17 protein-coding genes and 1 riboswitch are annotated in these 17,391 nt (G+C 72.8%); of the genes, 12 read left to right on the top strand and 5 right to left on the bottom strand.

Annotated features, from left to right (window positions below):
- Position 1: 1 nt before the first annotated feature.
- Entirely contained in the window at positions 2 to 370 is a 369-nt protein-coding gene (locus ACGFW6_RS38130; RefSeq protein ID WP_393520691.1) for an energy-coupling factor ABC transporter substrate-binding protein, read from the bottom strand.
- The gene (locus ACGFW6_RS38135) at positions 367 to 1,068 is read right to left on the bottom strand and encodes an energy-coupling factor ABC transporter permease (RefSeq protein WP_393520693.1); all 702 of its coding nucleotides are present in this window, start codon (positions 1,066 to 1,068) and stop codon (positions 367 to 369) included. Before ACGFW6_RS38135 ends, ACGFW6_RS38130 begins: the two co-directional genes overlap by 4 nt.
- Positions 1,069 to 1,097: 29 nt before the next feature.
- Positions 1,098 to 1,284, bottom strand: a riboswitch (cobalamin riboswitch).
- A 100-nt stretch (positions 1,285 to 1,384) separates the two neighbouring features.
- Between ACGFW6_RS38135 and ACGFW6_RS38140 the strand changes: the two genes are divergently transcribed.
- The 7 genes from ACGFW6_RS38140 to ACGFW6_RS38170 all read left to right on the top strand — a co-directional run bounded on the left by ACGFW6_RS38140 (position 1,385) and on the right by ACGFW6_RS38170 (position 9,217).
- Positions 1,385 to 2,218: a M55 family metallopeptidase gene (locus ACGFW6_RS38140; protein WP_393520695.1), complete on the top strand. Its 834-nt coding sequence runs from the start codon at positions 1,385 to 1,387 to the stop codon at positions 2,216 to 2,218.
- The gene (locus ACGFW6_RS38145) at positions 2,211 to 3,515 is read left to right on the top strand and encodes a M20/M25/M40 family metallo-hydrolase (protein WP_393520697.1); all 1,305 of its coding nucleotides are present in this window, start codon (positions 2,211 to 2,213) and stop codon (positions 3,513 to 3,515) included. The genes ACGFW6_RS38140 and ACGFW6_RS38145 overlap by 8 nt, the downstream gene beginning before the upstream one ends.
- 5 nt (positions 3,516 to 3,520) lie before the next feature.
- On the top strand, positions 3,521 to 5,485 hold the full coding sequence (locus ACGFW6_RS38150; RefSeq protein WP_393520699.1) for an LpqB family beta-propeller domain-containing protein: 1,965 nt from the start codon (positions 3,521 to 3,523) through the stop codon (positions 5,483 to 5,485).
- Positions 5,482 to 6,417 (top strand): LD-carboxypeptidase, encoded by a 936-nt coding sequence (locus ACGFW6_RS38155; RefSeq protein WP_393520701.1) that lies wholly within the window; start codon positions 5,482 to 5,484, stop codon positions 6,415 to 6,417. Before ACGFW6_RS38150 ends, ACGFW6_RS38155 begins: the two co-directional genes overlap by 4 nt.
- Before the next feature lie 117 nt (positions 6,418 to 6,534).
- The gene (locus ACGFW6_RS38160) at positions 6,535 to 8,337 is read left to right on the top strand and encodes a CocE/NonD family hydrolase (RefSeq protein WP_393520703.1); all 1,803 of its coding nucleotides are present in this window, start codon (positions 6,535 to 6,537) and stop codon (positions 8,335 to 8,337) included.
- 57 nt (positions 8,338 to 8,394) lie between these two features.
- A complete protein-coding gene (locus tag ACGFW6_RS38165; protein WP_393520705.1) occupies positions 8,395 to 8,649 on the top strand; it encodes a DUF1049 domain-containing protein in 255 nt (84 codons plus the stop codon).
- A 19-nt stretch (positions 8,650 to 8,668) separates the two neighbouring features.
- Positions 8,669 to 9,217 (top strand): GNAT family N-acetyltransferase, encoded by a 549-nt coding sequence (locus ACGFW6_RS38170; RefSeq protein ID WP_393520707.1) that lies wholly within the window; start codon positions 8,669 to 8,671, stop codon positions 9,215 to 9,217.
- Here the strand turns inward: ACGFW6_RS38170 and ACGFW6_RS38175 are convergent.
- Positions 9,195 to 9,542, bottom strand: coding sequence for a DUF6204 family protein (locus tag ACGFW6_RS38175; RefSeq protein ID WP_393520709.1), 348 nt, complete (start codon positions 9,540 to 9,542; stop codon positions 9,195 to 9,197). The genes ACGFW6_RS38170 and ACGFW6_RS38175 overlap by 23 nt on opposite strands.
- A gap of 59 nt (positions 9,543 to 9,601) precedes the next feature.
- On the opposite strand from ACGFW6_RS38175, the gene ACGFW6_RS38180 reads away from it, so the two are divergent.
- Positions 9,602 to 10,501, top strand: coding sequence for an arginase family protein (locus ACGFW6_RS38180; protein ID WP_393520711.1), 900 nt, complete (start codon positions 9,602 to 9,604; stop codon positions 10,499 to 10,501).
- Here the strand turns inward: ACGFW6_RS38180 and ACGFW6_RS38185 are convergent.
- Complete coding sequence (locus ACGFW6_RS38185; protein ID WP_393520713.1) at positions 10,492 to 10,839, bottom strand: VOC family protein; 348 nt, start codon at positions 10,837 to 10,839, stop codon at positions 10,492 to 10,494. The two genes, ACGFW6_RS38180 and ACGFW6_RS38185, sit on opposite strands and share 10 nt — an antisense overlap.
- Positions 10,840 to 10,936: 97 nt before the next feature.
- On the opposite strand from ACGFW6_RS38185, the gene ACGFW6_RS38190 reads away from it, so the two are divergent.
- Positions 10,937 to 11,425, top strand: a complete 489-nt coding sequence (locus tag ACGFW6_RS38190; protein WP_393520715.1) for a phage holin family protein — start codon at positions 10,937 to 10,939, stop codon at positions 11,423 to 11,425.
- Positions 11,426 to 11,509: 84 nt separating this feature from the next.
- On the opposite strand, the gene ACGFW6_RS38195 is transcribed toward ACGFW6_RS38190, so the two are convergent.
- Complete coding sequence (locus ACGFW6_RS38195) at positions 11,510 to 12,601, bottom strand: enolase C-terminal domain-like protein (protein ID WP_393520717.1); 1,092 nt, start codon at positions 12,599 to 12,601, stop codon at positions 11,510 to 11,512.
- Between the two features lie 303 nt (positions 12,602 to 12,904).
- On the opposite strand from ACGFW6_RS38195, the gene ACGFW6_RS38200 reads away from it, so the two are divergent.
- From ACGFW6_RS38200 to ligD, 3 genes are read left to right on the top strand one after another with little or no spacing between them, the layout of a single operon-like run.
- A complete protein-coding gene (locus ACGFW6_RS38200; protein WP_393520719.1) occupies positions 12,905 to 14,551 on the top strand; it encodes an FAD-dependent oxidoreductase in 1,647 nt (548 codons plus the stop codon).
- Positions 14,548 to 16,395 (top strand): transketolase, encoded by a 1,848-nt coding sequence (locus ACGFW6_RS38205; RefSeq protein WP_393520720.1) that lies wholly within the window; start codon positions 14,548 to 14,550, stop codon positions 16,393 to 16,395. The genes ACGFW6_RS38200 and ACGFW6_RS38205 overlap by 4 nt, the downstream gene beginning before the upstream one ends.
- Complete coding sequence (ligD, locus tag ACGFW6_RS38210) at positions 16,392 to 17,318, top strand: non-homologous end-joining DNA ligase (protein WP_393520722.1); 927 nt, start codon at positions 16,392 to 16,394, stop codon at positions 17,316 to 17,318. Before ACGFW6_RS38205 ends, ligD begins: the two co-directional genes overlap by 4 nt.
- Positions 17,319 to 17,391 lie beyond the last annotated feature (73 nt).

Here is a 17,391-nt window from a genome sequence, read left to right on the forward strand (position 1 = left end):
GTCAGACCCTGTCGGCCTTCGACTCCTCGGCGGCACCGGCCGCCGCCTCCTCGCCGACCCGCTCCAGTGCCCGCTGCTCGCCCTGCCTCCGCCCGCGGTGCAGCCCGAAGTAGTACGCGAGGACACCCGCGCCGAGCGCCGCTTGGAGGGAGAACAGGGCCGACTCGATCTCACCCGAGGGCGGCTCGTACAGCGGCGAGAACCACGGCTCGTAGTCCGGCTCGATCTCGGTGATCGCCGACTCCGCCTCGCCGTCGGCGCCGGTGAACGGCTCCTCCTTGTGGTCGCCCAGGCCGAGCGCCAGCGGCAGCACGGCGAGCGCGGCCACCACGAGCAGCAGCAGGACGTTGATCTTCGTGTTCCTGCTCACCGGGCCACCGCCTCCGTCTCGCTCTGGGACTGCTTCTTGGCGAGGAGCACACCCAGCCGGGTCAGTTCTCCCTTGCTGGACTGCACCAGCAGCCGCATCACGAGCACGGTCAGCAGGCCCTCGCTCACCGCCAGCGGGATCTGCGTGATGGCGAAGATGGAGCCGAACTTGCCGAGCGCGCCCACGAATCCACTGCCCGGGTCGGGGAACGCCAGCGCCAGCTGGACACTCGTCACGCAGTAGGTGGACAGGTCCGCGACGAACGCGCCGAAGAAGACGGCGACCATCAGCGGCACGTCGTAGCGCCGCAGCAGCCGGTAGATCGCGTAGCCGGCCCAGGGCCCGACGATCGCCATCGAGAACACGTTCGCGCCGAGCGTGGTCAGACCGCCGTGCGCGAGCAGCAGCGCCTGGAACAGCAGGGTGATGGTGCCCAGGACCGCCATGATCGGTGGCCGGAACAGGATGGCGCCCAGGCCCGTGCCGGTGGGATGCGAACAGCTGCCGGTCACCGACGGCAGCTTCAGCGCGGACAGGACGAAGGTGAAGGCTCCGGAGGCGCCGAGCAGCAGTGTGCTCTCGGGATGCTCCCTGACCTCACGGGTGAGTGACCGTACTCCGTGTACGACGAACGGCGCGGACGCGACGCCCCAGGCGACCGCGTGCGCCGGGGGCAGAAAACCCTCGGCTATGTGCATGGCTCAGCAGACCCTCTCCAGCACCTCGTGGATGGTTGACGTGCCTTGGCCGGTCTCCTGGCTGACGGGTGACACCGCCCGTGCTCCGCCTTCCCGGGTCCCGAAGGACCCAGTGGCCGCCCGTGAGGGCCGGAGCCGGACTTCCCGATTCACAGTGGCGAGGGCCGCACCGGCATCACACCGGATTTCCCGTTCACCAAGGCGTGGTGACAGTAGTGCCCGCGGCGGGTGGCTGACAAGTACACCCCAAAGGTGTGAAAGTGGCGTTCGTCCGCTTCGTGGCGGGTTCCCTCCCGGGCGCGTAACGTGATCGGGCATGAAGATCCTCATCAGCGCCGACATGGAGGGCGCCACCGGCGTCACCTGGCCCGGAGACGTGCTTCCCGGCACTCCGCAGTGGGAGCGGTGCCGGAAGATGTTCACCTCGGACGTCGACGCCGCCGTGCTGGGATTCTTCGACGGCGGAGCCGACGCCGTCGTCATCAATGAGGCGCACTGGTCCATGCGCAATGTGCTGCTCGAACAGCTCGACGAGCGCGCACAGATGCTCACCGGCCGACACAAGGCGCTCTCCATGGTCGAGGGCGTGCAGCACGGCGACATCGACGGCCTCGCCTTCGTCGGCTACCACACGGGCGCCGGCATGGAGGGGGTCTTCGCGCACACCTACCTCCCCAACTCCATCACCGGGGTGTGGCTGAACGACGTACGGGCCAGCGAGGGTCTGCTGAACGCGCACGTCGCCGCCGAGTACGGTGTACCGGTGGTGCTCGTCACCGGGGACGACCTGGCCTGCGAGGACGCGCTCGGCTACGCGCCCGAGGCGCTGAAGGTCGCCGTCAAGGACCATGTCTCGCGGTACGCCGCCGTGTGCCGTACGCCGGCCGCCACCGCCGCCGAGATCCGTGCCGCGGCCACCCGGGCGGCCGGGCTGGCGGTCCGTCACGAGCCGGTGCGCGGGGGGCCGTTCACCATCGCGGTCGAGTTCGACGCCGAGCACCTCGCGATGGCGGTCACCGTCGTTCCCGGCGTCGAACGTATCGGCGAGCGCAAGGTGGCGTACACCAGCGAGCGGATGTACGAGGGAATCCGTACCTTCAAGGCGGTCACCACGATCGCCTCGGCCTCGGTGGAGGAGCAGTATGGCTGACGGGCAGGCACGGGACGAAGTCGTCACGTTCACCTCCGACCTCATCCGCATCGACACGACCAACCGCGGCGGCGGCGACTGCCGGGAGCGACCGGCCGCCGAGTACGCCGCCGCGCGGCTCTCCGAGGCGGGTCTGGACCCCGTCCTGCTGGAGCGCACCGAAGGCCGTACGAACGTCGTCGCCCGCATCGAGGGCACCGACCCGGCGGCGGACGCGCTCCTCGTGCACGGTCACCTGGACGTGGTGCCCGCGCAGGCCGACGAGTGGAGTGTGCACCCCTTCTCCGGGGAGATCCGCGACGGCGTCGTGTGGGGCCGGGGCGCGGTCGACATGAAGAACATGGACGCGATGATCCTCGCCGTCGTGCGGTCCTGGGCCCGCGAGGGCGTACGGCCCCGCCGGGACGTCGTGATCGCCTTCACCGCCGACGAGGAGGCCAGCGCCGAGGACGGCTCCGGGTTTCTCGCCGACCGCCACGCCGGGCTGTTCGAGGGCTGCACCGAGGGCATCGGCGAGTCCGGGGCGTTCACCGTCCACGACGGCAACGGCCGGCAGCTCTACCCCCTCGCCGCCGGCGAGCGCGGCACCGGCTGGGTCAGGCTCACCGCCCGCGGGCGCGCCGCGCACGGCTCGCGGCCCAACCGGGAGAACGCCGTCACCCGCCTCGCCGCGGCCGTCACCCGTATCGGCGCCCACGAGTGGCCGCTCCGGCTCACCCCGACGGTGCGCGCCGCCCTCACCGAACTCGCCGCGCTGTACGGCCTCGACGCCGACCTGGACGACGTGGACGGCCTGATGCAGAAGCTCGGCCCTGCCGCCCGGCTGGTCGAGGCGACCGTCCGCAACAGCGCCAACCCGACGATGCTGGAGGCCGGTTACAAGGTCAACGTCATCCCCGGGGAGGCCGTGGCCTATGTCGACGGCCGTTATCTGCCGGGCCACGAGGACGAGTTCCGCGCCACCCTTGACCAGCTCACCGGACCTGACGTGAACTGGGAGTTCCACCATCACGAGGTGGCCCTCCAGTCGCCCGTGGACTCGCCGACGTACGCCCGGATGCGCGCGGCCGTCGAGGAGTTCGCACCCGAGGGGCACGTCGTGCCGTACTGCATGCCCGGCGGTACCGACGCCAAGCAGTTCTCACGGCTCGGCATCACCGGCTACGGCTTCTCACCGCTGAAGCTGCCGGAGGGCTACGACTACGGGGCCATGTTCCACGGCGTCGACGAGCGGGTGCCCATCGAGGCACTGCATTTCGGCGTCCGCGTGCTCGACCGTTTTCTGCGTACGGCCTAGGGGAGTTGGGGGAGACAGTGCGGACGCTGGCGTACGGTTCCTGGCCCTCGCCCATCGACGCGGCCGTCGCCGCGGCGCACGAGGGGCGGCCCGACTTCGTGGGGTTCGTGGGGGCGGAGGCGTGGTGGACCGAGGCCCGGCCCACCGAGGGCGGCCGGTACACGCTGGTGCGGCGCCGCGCCGACGGCGGCGAGGAGCCGGTGCTGCCCGCCCCCTGGAACGTGCGCAGCCGGGTCATCGAGTACGGCGGGCAGCCGTGGGCCGGCGCGGTCGCGGACGGCCGGCCGCTCGTCGTCTTCGTCGACTTCGCCGACCAGCGGCTCCACCTCTTCGAGGAGGGCGGCCAGCCGCGTCCGCTCACCCCCGTGTCCGCGGTCGGCGGTGGACTGCGCTGGGTGGAGCCGCAACTGCGCCTCGACCTCGGCGAGGTGTGGTGCGTGCTGGAGGAGTTCACCGGACCGGAACCCACCGATGTACGGCGCGTGCTGGCCGCCGTCCCGCTGGACGGCTCGGCGGCCGAGGACCGCGGCGCCGTACGCGAACTGACCGACGACGGACGGCGGTTCGTCACCGGCGCGCGGCTCTCGCCCGACGGCCGGCGGGCGGCGTGGCTCACCTGGGACCATCCGCGCATGCCGTGGGACGGCACGGAACTGCTGGTCGCCGAGGTCGCGGCGGACGGCACCCTCGGCAGCCCGCGGACCGTCGCCGGCGGCCCGCAGGAGTCGATCGCCCAGGTCGACTGGTCCGGGGACGGGCGGCTGCTGTACACGAGCGACCGCAGCGGCTGGTGGAACCTCTACCGCGACGGCGTACCGCTGTGTCCGCGCGAGGAGGAGTTCGGCGGGCCGCTGTGGCAGCTCGGCCTGCGCTGGTTCGCGCCGCTGGCGAGCGGGCTCGTGGCGGTCGTGCACGGCCGTGGGGCCACGGCGCTCGGGGTGCTCGACCCGGAGACCGGTGAGGTCGTCGACGCGGCCGGCCCCTGGACCGAGTTCGCGCCCACGCTCGCGGCGCACGGCGATCGCGTCGTCGCCGTCGGGGCCAGCCCGCGCAGCGCCTACGAGGTCGTCGAGCTGGACGCCGCCACCGGCCGCACCCGGGTGATCGGGGCGGAGCACGACGACGCCGTGGACCCCGCGTACTACCCCGAGCCGCAGATCCGCACCTTCACCGGACCGGGCGGACAGGACATCCACGCGCACATCTACCCGCCCCACAACCCCGCCTGCGTGGCCCCCGGCGACACCCCGCCGCCCTACGTCGTCTGGGCGCACGGCGGCCCCACCTCCCGGGCGCCCCTCGTCCTCGACCTGGCCATCGCCTACTTCACCTCCCGCGGCATCGGCGTCGCGGAGGTCGACTACGGCGGCTCCAGCGGCTACGGCAGGGAGTACCGCAACCGGCTGCGCGAGCAGTGGGGCGTCGTCGACGTCGAGGACTGCGCGGCCGTCGCGCTCGCCCTCGCCGACGAGGGCACCGCCGACCGGCGGCGGCTGGCCGTCCGGGGCGGCAGCGCGGGCGGCTGGACCACGGCCGCCTCGCTCACCACGACCGACGTCTTCGCCTGCGGCACGATCCTCTACCCGATCCTCGACCTGGCCGGCTGGGGCACGGGCGAGACCCACGACTTTGAGTCCCAGTACCTGGAGTCCCTCGTCGGACCGCTCGCCGACGTGCCGGCACGGTACCTGGAGCGCTCGCCCGCGGAGCACGCCGAGCACCTGACGGTGCCGTTCCTGCTGCTCCAGGGCCTGGACGACGTGATCTGTCCGCCCGCCCAGTGCGAGCGGTTCCTGGCCCGGATGGAGGGGCGGCGGGTGCCGCACGCCTACATCGCCTTCGAGGGAGAGGGGCACGGGTTCCGCCGGGCGGAGACGATGGTCCGCGTCCTGGAGTCCGAACTCTCCCTGTACGCCCAGGTCTTCGGGCTGAACCCGCCCGGGATCCCGAAGCTGGAGCTCGCCAAGTGACACAGCCCGTCCGGCCACTGCACCGACCCCTCCGGCTCGCGCCCGGCGCCCGGGTGGCCGTCGTCGCCCCCAGCGGACCGGTGCCCGAGGAACGGCTGCAGGCCGGGCTCGACGTGCTGCGCGGATGGGACCTCGACCCGGTCGTGGCACCCCATGTGCTCGACCGGCACGGCCGGTTCGGCTACCTCGCGGGCACCGACGCCGACCGGGCCGCCGACCTCCAGGGCGCCTGGTGCGATCCGTCCGTGGACGCCGTGCTGTGCGCCCGGGGCGGCTACGGCGTGCAGCGGATCGTCGACCTGCTCGACTGGGACGCGATGGCCGCGGCCGGACCGAAGGTGTTCGTCGGCTTCAGCGACATCACCGTGCTGCACGAGGCCTTCGCCGTGCGGCTGGGCCTGGCGACGCTCCACGGGCCGATGGCGGCCGGCGTCGACTTCATCAAGAACGTGCGGGCCCAGGAGCATCTGAGGGCCACGCTCTTCGATCCGGAGTCGGTGCGCACGATCGCCTCCACCGGCTCCGCGCTCGTCCCGGGCCGGGCGCGCGGTGTCACGCTCGGCGGCTGCCTCTGTCTGCTCGCCGCCGAGGCGGGCACCCCGCACGCCCGCGCCTCCGCCCGCGGCGGGCTGCTGTGCCTGGAGGACGTGGGCGAGGAGACGTACCGCCTCGACCGCTATCTCACCCAGCTGCTGCGCGCCGGTCTGTTCGAGGGCGTGCGCGGCGTGCTGCTGGGGTCGTGGCAGGAGTGCGAGCCGTACGAGCGGGTGCGTGCGCTGCTTCTGGACCGACTGGGTGGCCTCGGTGTGCCGGTTGTGGAGGAGTTCGGGTTCGGGCACTGTGAGGGGGCGTTGACCATTCCGTTCGGGGTGAGCGCCGAACTCGACGCCGACGCGGGGACGTTGACCCTCGACGAGCCCGCTCTGCGCTGAACACGATTCACTGAATCTCCGTCAAGAAACCTCCGTCACGGCGATTGACCTCGCCTGACACGTGTCACACCATGTCAACCGGCCAGTACTTACTGGTCGGTATGCAGGGCTGTCCCGATGTGCCTCAGTGTGGAGGTCTCCGTGTCCCGTCGTGTGCCCAGATTCCGAGCCGCTCTTGCTCTCGTCCTCGGCGCCACGCTCACCGCACCCCTCGCGCTCACCGCACCGGCCGCCGCGGCGACCGGCCAGTACACCGTCACCGCCCTGAAGTTCACCGTGCGGGCGGGCGGCCGCACCTGCACGGTCGACGCCGATCTCTACCGGCCCGCCGGCGTGGACCGGACCCACCCCGCACCCGCCGTCCTCGCCACCAACGGCTTCGGCGGCAGCAAGTCCGACGGCTCGACCGACGTCATCGGCAAGTCCTTCGCCGAGCGCGGATACGTCTCCCTCGTCTACTCCGGGCTCGGCTTCGGCAGGTCCGGCTGTCTGATCTCGCTCGACGACCCCGCCATCGACGGGGTCGCCGCCTCCGGGCTGGTCGACTTCCTGGGCGGCCGGCGTGCCGCCGACGACGGCACGAGGGCCGACTACGTCACCCTCGACGCCCCCGGCGACCCGCGCGTCGGCATGATCGGCGGTTCCTACGGCGGGGCCGTCCAGCTCGCCACGGCCGCCGTCGACCGGCGCCTGGACGCACTGGTGCCGATGATCACCTGGAACAACCTGGCGTACTCCCTCGACCCGAACAACGCCGTCGGCAGCGGCAGCGTCCCGGGCTCCTTCAAATGGCAGTGGGCCAACGGCTTCTACCTGATCGGTGAGGGCCAGCCCCTGCTGGAGCCCAACCTCGACCCCTCCCGCATCAACTCCATGGCCTGCCTGCACTTCGTCACCCGGGCCTGCGAGACCATCCGCACCCTCAACTCCGGCCGCTACCCCGCCGAGCAGACCGCCGACCTGCTCGCCTACGCCCGCAGCGTCTCGCCGGTGTCGTACCTGAGCCGCGTCAAGGCGCCCACCCTCCTGGTCCAGGGCCAGGCCGACAGCCTGTTCAATCTCAACGAGGCGACGGCGACGTACCGGACGCTCAAGGACCAGGGCACCCCGACCAAGATGATCTGGCAGTCCTGGGGCCACAGCGGCGGCATGAGCGACCCCGCCTCCGGCGAACTCAACCTCGGCCAGGGCAACCTGGAGACCAGCTATGTCGGCCGCCGCGTCCTCGCCTGGTTCGACCGCCACCTGCGCGGGCAGGCCGTCGACACCGGACCGGCCTTCGCCTACTACCGCGACTGGATCACCGACCCGGACCACACCTACGCCACCGCCGACCGGGTCCCCGCGCTCAGCCGGACCCTCTACCTCTCCGGCGACGGCAAGCTCGTCGACGACCGCCGCAAGGTGACGCGCGGCAGCCGCACGTACACCAACTGGCTCGTCCCCACCAGCCACTCGGAGAGCTCGCTGGCCGGACTCCTCGGCCTCCCGGACCCGGCACCCTACGACACCCCGGGCACCCACCTCGCCTGGACCAGCGAGCCCCTCACGCGCACCACCGACATCGTCGGCGCGCCCCGGGCCACGCTGCGGGTCGTCTCCCCGAAGGCGGAACGGACCCAGCACTCCGGGGACGCCGCCGACAGGCTCGTGCTCTTCGCCAAGCTGTACGACATCGCCCCCGACGGCACCCGGACACTGGTGCACCGGCTCGTCGCACCCGTGCGGGTGCCCGACGTGACCAGGAGCTTCACCGTGACACTGCCGGGGATCGTGCACCGCTACGAGAAGGGGCACCGGCTGCGGTTCGTGATCGCGGCGAGTGACGACGCGTACTTCGGCAACCGCGGGATCAAGCCGGTCACCGTGGTCAGCGCACCCCAGGACACCGGGGTGCTCCAGCTGCCGGTCACCGGGTAGCGCCCCGGCGTGCCGCTCACCGTGCGTGATCGCCGCTTCGGGAGCATCCTTGGTGGTATGACCGCGAAGACGTCGGAGAGCGGCACGAAGGCCGGCGGGAAGAGGGGTGGCCTGGCCGGGGCGATGACTCCCGGCCGGATCACCGTGCTCGTGCTCGCCGCCCTCGCCCTGGTCTTCATCTTCGAGAACACCCGCAGTACCGAGATCCGGCTGCTGATCCCCCTGGTGACGATGCCGCTGTGGGCGGCGCTGCTGGCCGTGGGCATCATCGGCGCACTGTTCGGGGGCTACTTCATGCGACGGCGCCGGTAGCGGGTCGTAGGCTGGCGCAATGCCGCAGCCCCCGTCCCGCTATCTCGCCGAAGGCCCCCGCGTGGGCATACGTCACTTCACCCACGAGGACGCATCCGAGTTCACCGCGCGTGCCCGGGAGAGCAAGGAACTGCACCACCCCTGGCTCTTCCCGCCGGACAGCGACGCCGCCTACGCCGCCTATGCCGGGCGGCTGATCGAGGATCCCGCCAAGGCGGGCTTCCTGGTCTGCGCGAAGGACGACGGCGGGATGATCGCCGGGTTCGTCAACATCAACAACATCGTCGAGGGCGCCTTCCAGAGCGGCGCCCTCGGCTACGGCGCCTTCGCCCACGCGGCCGGCCGCGGCCTGATGCGGCAGGGCCTGGACCTGGTCGTGGGACACGCCTTCGGCCCGATGCGGCTGCACCGGCTGGAGATCAACGTCCAGCCCGCCAACGCCGCCTCCATCGCCCTCGCCCGTGCCTGCGGTTTCCGGCTGGAGGGCTTCTCGCCGAAGATGCTCTTCGTCGACGGGGCCTGGCGCGATCACGAACGGTGGGCGATCACCGCCGAGATGCAGACTTGAAGTTGATCTTCATCGTGTCCAGGTCCGTGACCGTCGACTTCAGCCCGCCGAAGCCGTAGCCCAGCTCCCGCAGCGCGTGCTCGGCCCGGTCCTCGGCGATCGCGCCCGCCATCTCCTCGCCGTCGGCCGCGTCGGACACCACCACGTAGCGCATCGAGAAGTGCTTGAGCGGGGACGGCTCGTAGGAGAGCGATCCCTCCTCGGTGAACCGCATGCTGGTCATCCCGTGCTCGCCCGCCTCGGCGAGCAGCCGAGCCCGGGCCTCGTCGGTGAGCCCGTCCCAGGTGCCCCGGACGATCACCCGGTAGGTGTGCTGCTCGCTCATGTTCCCGCTCCCGTGCCTCGGCATTGAGGCTCGACTGTACGTCGGCGAGGATGGCGCGCATGCGGAATATCGTGGTGCTCGACGCCCCCTCCAACCTGGGCCTGCGCCCGCCCGCCCCCGGTACCGTGCCCGGCTGCCACAAGCTCGCGGGCGCCCTGCGGGAGCAGCGGATCCTACAGCGGCTGCGTGCGCTGGAGGGTGGGGTCGTGGTGGCGCCGCGCTACGACCGCGGGGACTGGCGGGAGGGCGACGGCGTCTTCAACGCGGCCGCCCTCGCCGGATACACGCGCAAGCTCGCCGACCGCATCGAGCAGCATGTGCGCGCCGGGGACTTCCCGCTCGTGCTGGGCGGCGACTGCTCGATCAACCTGGGCGCCGCCCTCGCGCTGCGGCGTGTAGGCCGCTACGGGCTGGCCGTCGTGGACGCCTCACCCGACTTCCGGCACCCCGGCAACTCCGAGCGGGTCGGTGCGGCGGGCGGCGAGGAGGTCGCCCTGGCCACCGGGCGCGGCCAGGAGGACCTGACGGACCTGGAGGGGCTGCGGCCCTATCTGCGGGACGAGGACGTCCGGTACTTCGGCATCCGCGACTGCTTCGAGGAGGAGCGCGCCGAACTCGCCGACCTGAAGATTCCCACGGTGACCGTCGGGGACCTGCGCACATGGGGCGCGGAAGCGCTGGCCACCGCCACCCGGCAGACCTTGGAGATCCCGCAACTGGACGGCTTCTGGGTGCATCTGGACGCCGACGTCCTCGACCCGTCCGTCATGCCGGCCGTGGACAGCCCCGACCCGGACGGCCTCACACCCGACGAACTGGTCGCGCTGCTGCGGCCGTTGCTGGCCTCCGCGCACTGCGTCGGTCTCAACGTCACGATCTACGACCCCGATCTGGACCCGGAGGGCACGGCCGGGGCGCTGCTCACCGACGTGGTCGTGGCGGCCCTGGGCTACGCCTGACGGTCCGCGTACTCGTAGATCGCGCCGTCCGGGTGCATCGCGATCAGAGTGCGCCCCGCCGGAGTCGCCACCGGCCCGGCGACGATGTGGGCGCCCAGCTCGCTGAGCACCTGGCGGGTCTCCTCTACGTCCTTGACGGCGATCGTCGCGGCGACCTTGCGCAGCACCTCAAGCTCGGCGGCGGGGCCGCTCATCAGCAGGAAGCAGCCGATCGCCGCCACCTGGACACCGCCGCGTTCGAAGCGGAGCGCTCGGCCGCCGGCGAGGCGTTCGTAGAAGGGGACCGCGGTCTCCAGGTCGTCGACGCATACGCGCAGCGTGGCTCCCAGAATGTCCATGCGGGAAGCCTAGTTGGGAGCGGCCGGACACGGAGATCGTTTCACGTGATCCCCTCACTCCCCGTTATGCCCATGCGGGCAGGGGTACCCGGTGCCCATGGATCGCCTGGATCATCTTGAGCATCTGGACAAGCAACTGGTCGACGAGCTGGCGCAGGTGGCGCGGGAGACCGTGCGCGACGAGCTGCGCGAGCAGACGCGCCGGCAGCGCCGCCGGGCCATGCTGTACGCCGGGTCCGGAGCCGTCGCCCTGTACGCGGGCGCGGCCCTCGCGCTCGCGCTGGGACTCGGTCTCGCCGCCGCGCTGCCCGACTGGGCCGCGGCGCTGATCACCGCGGTGATCCTCGGTGTGCTGGCGTACCTGCTGCGCGGTGCGGCACGGCCGTCCGCGTCCGGGCCGTCGTCGGACACGGCGGCGCGGGCCGCGCACGGCGACACCCTCGGCGGCACCCCGCCGAGCGGGCCCGGCGTGCCGGCACCGCCGATGCCGCCGGGGCCCCCGGAGGTGGGGGTGCCGGGCACGACCGGGACGCGGACGCCGCCCGCCGGCGACATCGACCCCGAGCAGCCGCACCACCGGGCGTGACCGGGCTGCGACCGCGGCCCTAGGCCCTGCCGAAGCACGGCAGGGCCGTCGTCGTGACCGGCGAGCGCTTGCCCGGCCGGTCCGTCACGCGACCCGGTACTGCTCCATCTCCTCCGTCCGCAGTGTCAGCCCGTGCCCGAGGCCCCGGACCGGGGCGACCGTGCCGCCCGTCGGGTCCAGGGCACCGGTGAAGAACATGTCCTCCAGGCGCACGTGGTCGTGGAACCACTCGATGTGCCGCAGATTGGGGATCGCGGCGGCCGCGGCGGCGTGGGCGTGCGGGGCACAGTGGGCCGAGACCTCCAGGCCGTGGGCCTGGGCGAGGGCCGCGGCGCGCAGGAACTCCGTGAGACCGCCGCAGCGGGTGGCGTCGATCTGGAGGCAGTCGACCGCGCCGGCCGAGATCATGCGGGCGAAGTACGGCAGGTCATAGCCGTACTCACCGGCTGTGACGTCGCACGGCAGGCTGTCACGGACGAGCCGCAGCCCCGTCAGGTCGTCCGAGGACACCGGCTCCTCGAACCAGCCGACGTCGTGCTCGGCGAGGCGGTGGCCGACGCGGACCGCCTGCTTGCGGGTGTAGGCGCCGTTGGCGTCCACGTACAACTCCGCCTCGGGACCGATCACTTGGCGTGCCGTGCGGACGCGGTCCAGGTCGCGCGGGGCCGCAGCGCCCCGGTCCTCGCCGATCTTGATCTTCACGCGTGGAATGTGCTGGCCGTGCACCCAGCCGTTCAGCTGCGCGGCCAGATGCTTGTCGTGGTACGTCGTGAAGCCGCCGCTGCCGTAGACCGGGACACGCTCCCGGCAGACCCCCAGCAGCCGCGCCAGCGGCAGCTCCAGGAGGCGGGCCTTGAGGTCCCACAGGGCGATGTCCAGGGCCGAGATCGCGCACGCGGCGACGCCCGGCCGGCCCGCGTCGCGGATCGCGCGGCACATCGCGTCGTGCGCCGCCGGGATGTCCAGGGCGCCACGGCCCTCGATCAGCGGAGCGAGATGGTCGCGCAGGAAGTCGCCGACCGCCGCCGGACCGTACGTCCAGCCGGTGCCGGTCTCGTCGCCCGAGCTCACCTCGGCGATCACGACGGTCGTGGCGTTCCAGCTGAGGGTGCCGTCCGCCTCCGGGGCGTCGGTGGGGACCGTATAGACGGAGATGACGGGGAGACGGAGTTTCATCGCGCCGGCCCGTCCGCCGTCACCACCGCGGCGCAGGGGCGCCGGGGGCGGGTGGTACGGCACCGCGGGCTCGCCGTGACCTGGCCGTACGCGGGCATGCGGGACACCTCCGGGACATCTGCCGGGACTGCCGCCCAGGCGGCGCGGACGGATCGCCGTCCGGGTACCCGCAGGCCCCGCCGGAAACCGCGCCGGCCAGGGCGGCGGCGCCGAGGTCCGAGGCTGTCCGGGCGGACGTTTGGCGGCCCCGGCCCGGGGGACGCGGAAGTCTCCCGAGGTACGCGACAGCGTCGGAGGCGCACCGTGAGTCGACCCCGCATCGTGATCGTCGGCGCCGGATTCGCCGGGTACCGGGCGGCCCGCGTCCTGTCCCGGCTCACCCGGCACAAAGCCGACATCACCCTGCTGAACCCGACCGACTACTTCCTGTATCTGCCCCTGCTGCCCCAGGTCGCCGCGGGCATCCTGGAACCACGCAGGGTGACCGTCTCGCTGACCGGCACCCTGCCGGACGTCCGGCTCGTGCTGGGCGAGGCCGACGCGATCGATCTCGACGGGCAGACCGTGCGGTACACCGGCCCCGAGGGCGAGGGCGGCACCCTGCCCTACGACCGGCTGATCCTGGCCGCGGGCAGCGTCAACAAGCTGCTGCCCATCCCCGGCGTCGCCGAGCACGCGCACGGCTTCCGTGGCCTGCCCGAGGCCCTGTACCTGCGGGACCACGTGACCCGCCAGATGGAGCTGGCGGCCGCCGCCGACGACCCCGCGAGCTGCTCGGCCCGCTGCACGTTCGTCGTGGTCGGCGCCGGATACACCGGGACCGAGGTCGCCGCGCAGGGCAAGCTCTTCACCGACTCCCAGGTCCGCAGGCGCCCCCTGCGGGCCGGCGTGCGGCCGCGCTGGCTGCTGCTCGACATCGCCGAGCGCGTCCTGCCCGAACTGGACGAGAACCTGTCGCGCACCGCCGACCGGGTGCTGCGTCAGCGCGGCGTCGAGGTGCGCATGGGCACCTCCGTCAAGGAGGCCACGCATCGCGGGGTGCTGCTGACCGACGGCGAGTTCGTCGACACCCGCACCCTGGTGTGGTGCGTCGGCGTACGGCCCGATCCGCTCGCCGAGTCGCTCGGACTGCCCCTGGAGAAGGGCCGGCTGCTCGTCGACCCGCACCTCCAGGTGCCGGGCCGGCCCGGGCTGTTCGCCGCCGGGGACGCCGCCGCCGTGCCCGACCTGGAGAAGCCCGGCGCGTACACGCCGATGACCGCCCAGCACGCCTGGCGGCAGGGCAAGGCCGTCGCGCACAACGTCGCCGCGTCGCTCGGTCTGGGGGAGCGGCGCGCCTACCGCCACCGCGACCTGGGCTTCGTCGTCGACCTCGGCGGCGTCAAGGCGGCCGCCAACCCGCTCGGCATCCCCCTGTCCGGAGTGGCCGCGGGCGCGGTCACCCGCGGCTACCACCTCGCCGCGATGCCCGGCAACCGTGTGCGCGTGGCCGCCGACTGGCTCTTGGACGCCGTACTGCCGCGGCAGGCGGTCCAGTTGGGACTCGTACGGTCGTGGTCGGTGCCGCTGGACACGGCCTCGCCCGAACTGGCCCGGGTGCCGGGGAGCCGCGAGAAGGCCGGCGCGCCGCGCGAGGGGAGCGGGCCGCACGCCGGTGAAGGAACCGAAGCGGCGGACCGTATCCAGGACCCGCACGCCGCCGAGCACTCCGAACCCCCGGGTCCCGTCCGGCAGCCGGACCTCCCGGAAGGCCACCAGCCGATACCGGCCGGCGGCCCGGCGGACCCCGCTCCGCCCACCGGCGGCCCGGCGGATCACGATGCCCGGTCCGACACCGGGGCGGGTGGCGGCCTCGCCTCCTCCGACGCCCCGGCCGTCCACAAGCGGCGTCCCGACGAGCCCATGGCCCCCGCCCCGCCGAAGCCCGCCTCCTCGGAAGGAGACACATGAACACCGCCGAACTCACCGAGCTCGCCCAGCAGTTGCGGGTGGACAGCGTGCGGGCCTCCGCCGCCGCGGGGTCCGGGCATCCGACGTCGTCGATGTCCGCCGCCGACCTGATGGCCGTTCTCCTCGCCCGGCATCTGCGGTACGACTTCGAGCGGCCGGCACACCCGGGCAACGACCGGTTCGTCCTGTCCAAGGGGCATGCCACGCCGCTGCTGTACTCCGCCTACAAGGCCGTCGGCGCCATCGAGGACGGCGAACTGCTCACCTTCCGCAGGATCGGCAGCCGCCTCGAAGGCCACCCCACCCCACGCCGGGTGCCCTGGGTGGAGACCGCGAGCGGCTCGCTGGGGCAGGGGCTGCCGATCGGCGTCGGCATCGCGCTGGCCGGGAAGCGGCTGGACCGCGCCGGCTACCGGGTCTGGGTGCTGTGCGGGGACTCCGAACTCGCCGAGGGCTCCGTGTGGGAGGCCGCCGAGCACGCGGCGTACGAGGATCTGGACAACCTCACCGCCATCGTCGACGTGAACCGGCTCGGCCAGCGCGGCCCGACCCGGCACGGCCACGACCTCGACGCCTACGCCCGCCGGTTCCAGGCGTTCGGCTGGCACACCGTCGAGGTCGACGGGCACGACATCGACGCCGTCGACCGCGCCTACGCAGAGGCGCGCTCCACCACCGGCCAGCCCACCGTCATCCTCGCCCGCACCCTCAAGGGCAAGGGCGTCCGCGACGTCCAGGACCACGAGGGACTGCACGGCAAACCGCTGCCCGACGCCGACGCGGCCATCGCCGAACTCGGCGGACCACGCGATCTGCGGGTCCGCGTCCACGAGCCGCCCGCGACCCGCGCCCTGCACGCCGTGCCCGCCGGACACCTCGAACTGCCCCGCTGGGAGAAGGGGGAGGAGGTCGCCACCCGCAACGCCTACGGCGAGGCGCTCGCCGCCCTCGGCTCCGCCCGTTCCGACGTCGTCGCGCTCGACGGCGAGGTCAGCGACTCCACCCGCGCCGAGTTCTTCGCCAAGGCGCACCCCGAGCGGTTCTTCGAGTGCTACATCGCCGAGCAGCAGATGGTCGCCGCCGCGGTGGGGCTCGCCACGCGCGGCCGGGTGCCGTACGCCTCCACCTTCGCCGCCTTCCTGACCCGCGCCTACGACTTCGTGCGGATGGCCTCGGTCAGCGGCGTCGGCGTCAACCTCGTCGGCTCGCACGCCGGCGTCGCCATCGGGCAGGACGGGCCCAGCCAGATGGGCCTGGAGGACCTGGCGATGATGCGGGCCGTGCACGACTCGACCGTGCTGTACCCGTGCGACGCCAACCAGACCGCGAAGCTCGTGGCCGCCATGGCCGGGCTGGACGGCATCCGCTACCTGCGCACCTCGCGCGGCGCCGCCCCGGTGATCTACGGCCCCGACGAGGAGTTCCCGGTCGGCGGCAGCAAGGTGCTGCGCGCCGGGGACCAGGACCGGCTGACCGTCGTCGCGGCAGGCGTCACCGTGCACGAGGCGCTCGCCGCCGCCGACGTCCTGGCCCGCGAGGGCATCTTCGTCCGGGTCATCGACCTGTATTCGGTCAAGCCGGTCGACCGGCTCACACTGCGTCAGGCCGCCGAGGAGACGGGCCTGCTGCTCACGGTGGAGGACCATCACGAGGAGGGCGGCCTCGGCGACGCCGTCCTGGACGCCTTCGTCGACGGGCGTCCGGTTCCCCGCCTGGCCCGGCTCGCCGTGCGCACGATGCCGGGCTCGGCGTCCCCGGACGAGCAGTTGCACGCCGCCGGCATCGACGCCGCGTCCATCGCGGCCGCCGGCAAGCTGCTGGTGGAGGAGGCGGTCGTCCGGTGACGGAGGGCGGCACGAGGAGCGTGCGGGCCGGCCGTCGTACCGTCGAGGTCAAGCGGGCCGACAAAGTGCTCTTCCCCGGGGGCGAGGGCGCGAAGGAGTACACCAAGGGCGACCTCGTCGACTACTACCGGTCCGTCGCCCCGTTCATGCTGCCGCACCTGCGGGGCCGCCCGCTGATGCTGGAGCGGCACCCCGACGGGCTCGACGGGCCCCGGTTCATGCAGAAGAACACCCCCGAGCACTACCCGGACTGGATCACCCGCGTCGAGCTGCCCAAGGAGGGCGGCACCGTCTGCCACACGGTCTGCGACGACACAGCGACCCTCGTCTACCTCACCGACCAGGCCAGCCTCACCCTCCACCGCTGGCTCTCCCGCACCGGCAGCATCGACCGGCCCGACCGGATGGTCTTCGACCTGGACCCGTCCGACGACGACTTCGAGCACGTCCGTGAGGCGGCGGGGCTGCTCGGCGAGCTGCTCGACTCGCTGAAGCTGCCGTCGGCGCTGATGACCACCGGCTCGCGCGGGCTGCACGTGGTCGTGCCGCTCAAGGGTCAGGAGGACTACGACGAGGTGCGCGCGTTCGCGCGGGCCGTCGCCGAGGCGCTCGCCGACGCCCACCCGGACCGGCTCACCACCGCCGCCCGCAAGAAGGAACGCGGCGACCGGCTCTACCTCGACGTGCAGCGCAACGCCTACGCCCAGACCGCGGTGGTGCCCTACACCGTGCGCGCCCGTCCCGGCGCCCCCGTGGCCACGCCCCTGACCTGGGACGACCTGGACGCGCCCGACCTCGACGCCCGCCGCTGGACCATCGCCGACGCCGTGGACCAGGCGCGCACCGATCCGTGGGCCGGTCTGCTGCGCCGGGGCCGGGCGCTCGGACCGGCCCGGCGCCGGCTCGACGCCCTGCGGGGCTGAGGTGACGACACCGCGGCCCGAAGAATCCGTGCCGCGGGTTTGGCCGGCGCCACTGTGGCCACTCGGCGTAGGA

Origin of the sequence: Streptomyces sp. Y7 (assembly GCF_043195415.1) — a bacterium.
Lineage (GTDB): Bacteria > Actinomycetota > Actinomycetes > Streptomycetales > Streptomycetaceae > Streptomyces.

What these genes read in the sequence shown, in the direction of transcription:
- ACGFW6_RS38135 (WP_393520693.1), bottom strand. Translation starts at nt 1,068, where the DNA reads ATGCACATAGCCGAGGGTTTTCTGCCCCCGGCGCACGCGGTCGCCTGG.
- ACGFW6_RS38140 (WP_393520695.1), top strand. Translation starts at nt 1,385, where the DNA reads ATGAAGATCCTCATCAGCGCCGACATGGAGGGCGCCACCGGCGTCACC.
- ACGFW6_RS38145 (WP_393520697.1), top strand. Translation starts at nt 2,211, where the DNA reads ATGGCTGACGGGCAGGCACGGGACGAAGTCGTCACGTTCACCTCCGAC.
- ACGFW6_RS38160 (WP_393520703.1), top strand. Translation starts at nt 6,535, where the DNA reads ATGTGCCTCAGTGTGGAGGTCTCCGTGTCCCGTCGTGTGCCCAGATTC.
- ACGFW6_RS38165 (WP_393520705.1), top strand. Translation starts at nt 8,395, where the DNA reads ATGACCGCGAAGACGTCGGAGAGCGGCACGAAGGCCGGCGGGAAGAGG.
- ACGFW6_RS38170 (WP_393520707.1), top strand. Translation starts at nt 8,669, where the DNA reads ATGCCGCAGCCCCCGTCCCGCTATCTCGCCGAAGGCCCCCGCGTGGGC.
- ACGFW6_RS38175 (WP_393520709.1), bottom strand. Translation starts at nt 9,542, where the DNA reads ATGAGCGAGCAGCACACCTACCGGGTGATCGTCCGGGGCACCTGGGAC.
- ACGFW6_RS38180 (WP_393520711.1), top strand. Translation starts at nt 9,602, where the DNA reads ATGCGGAATATCGTGGTGCTCGACGCCCCCTCCAACCTGGGCCTGCGC.
- ACGFW6_RS38185 (WP_393520713.1), bottom strand. Translation starts at nt 10,839, where the DNA reads ATGGACATTCTGGGAGCCACGCTGCGCGTATGCGTCGACGACCTGGAG.
- ACGFW6_RS38190 (WP_393520715.1), top strand. Translation starts at nt 10,937, where the DNA reads ATGGATCGCCTGGATCATCTTGAGCATCTGGACAAGCAACTGGTCGAC.
- ACGFW6_RS38195 (WP_393520717.1), bottom strand. Translation starts at nt 12,601, where the DNA reads ATGAAACTCCGTCTCCCCGTCATCTCCGTCTATACGGTCCCCACCGAC.
- ACGFW6_RS38205 (WP_393520720.1), top strand. Translation starts at nt 14,548, where the DNA reads ATGAACACCGCCGAACTCACCGAGCTCGCCCAGCAGTTGCGGGTGGAC.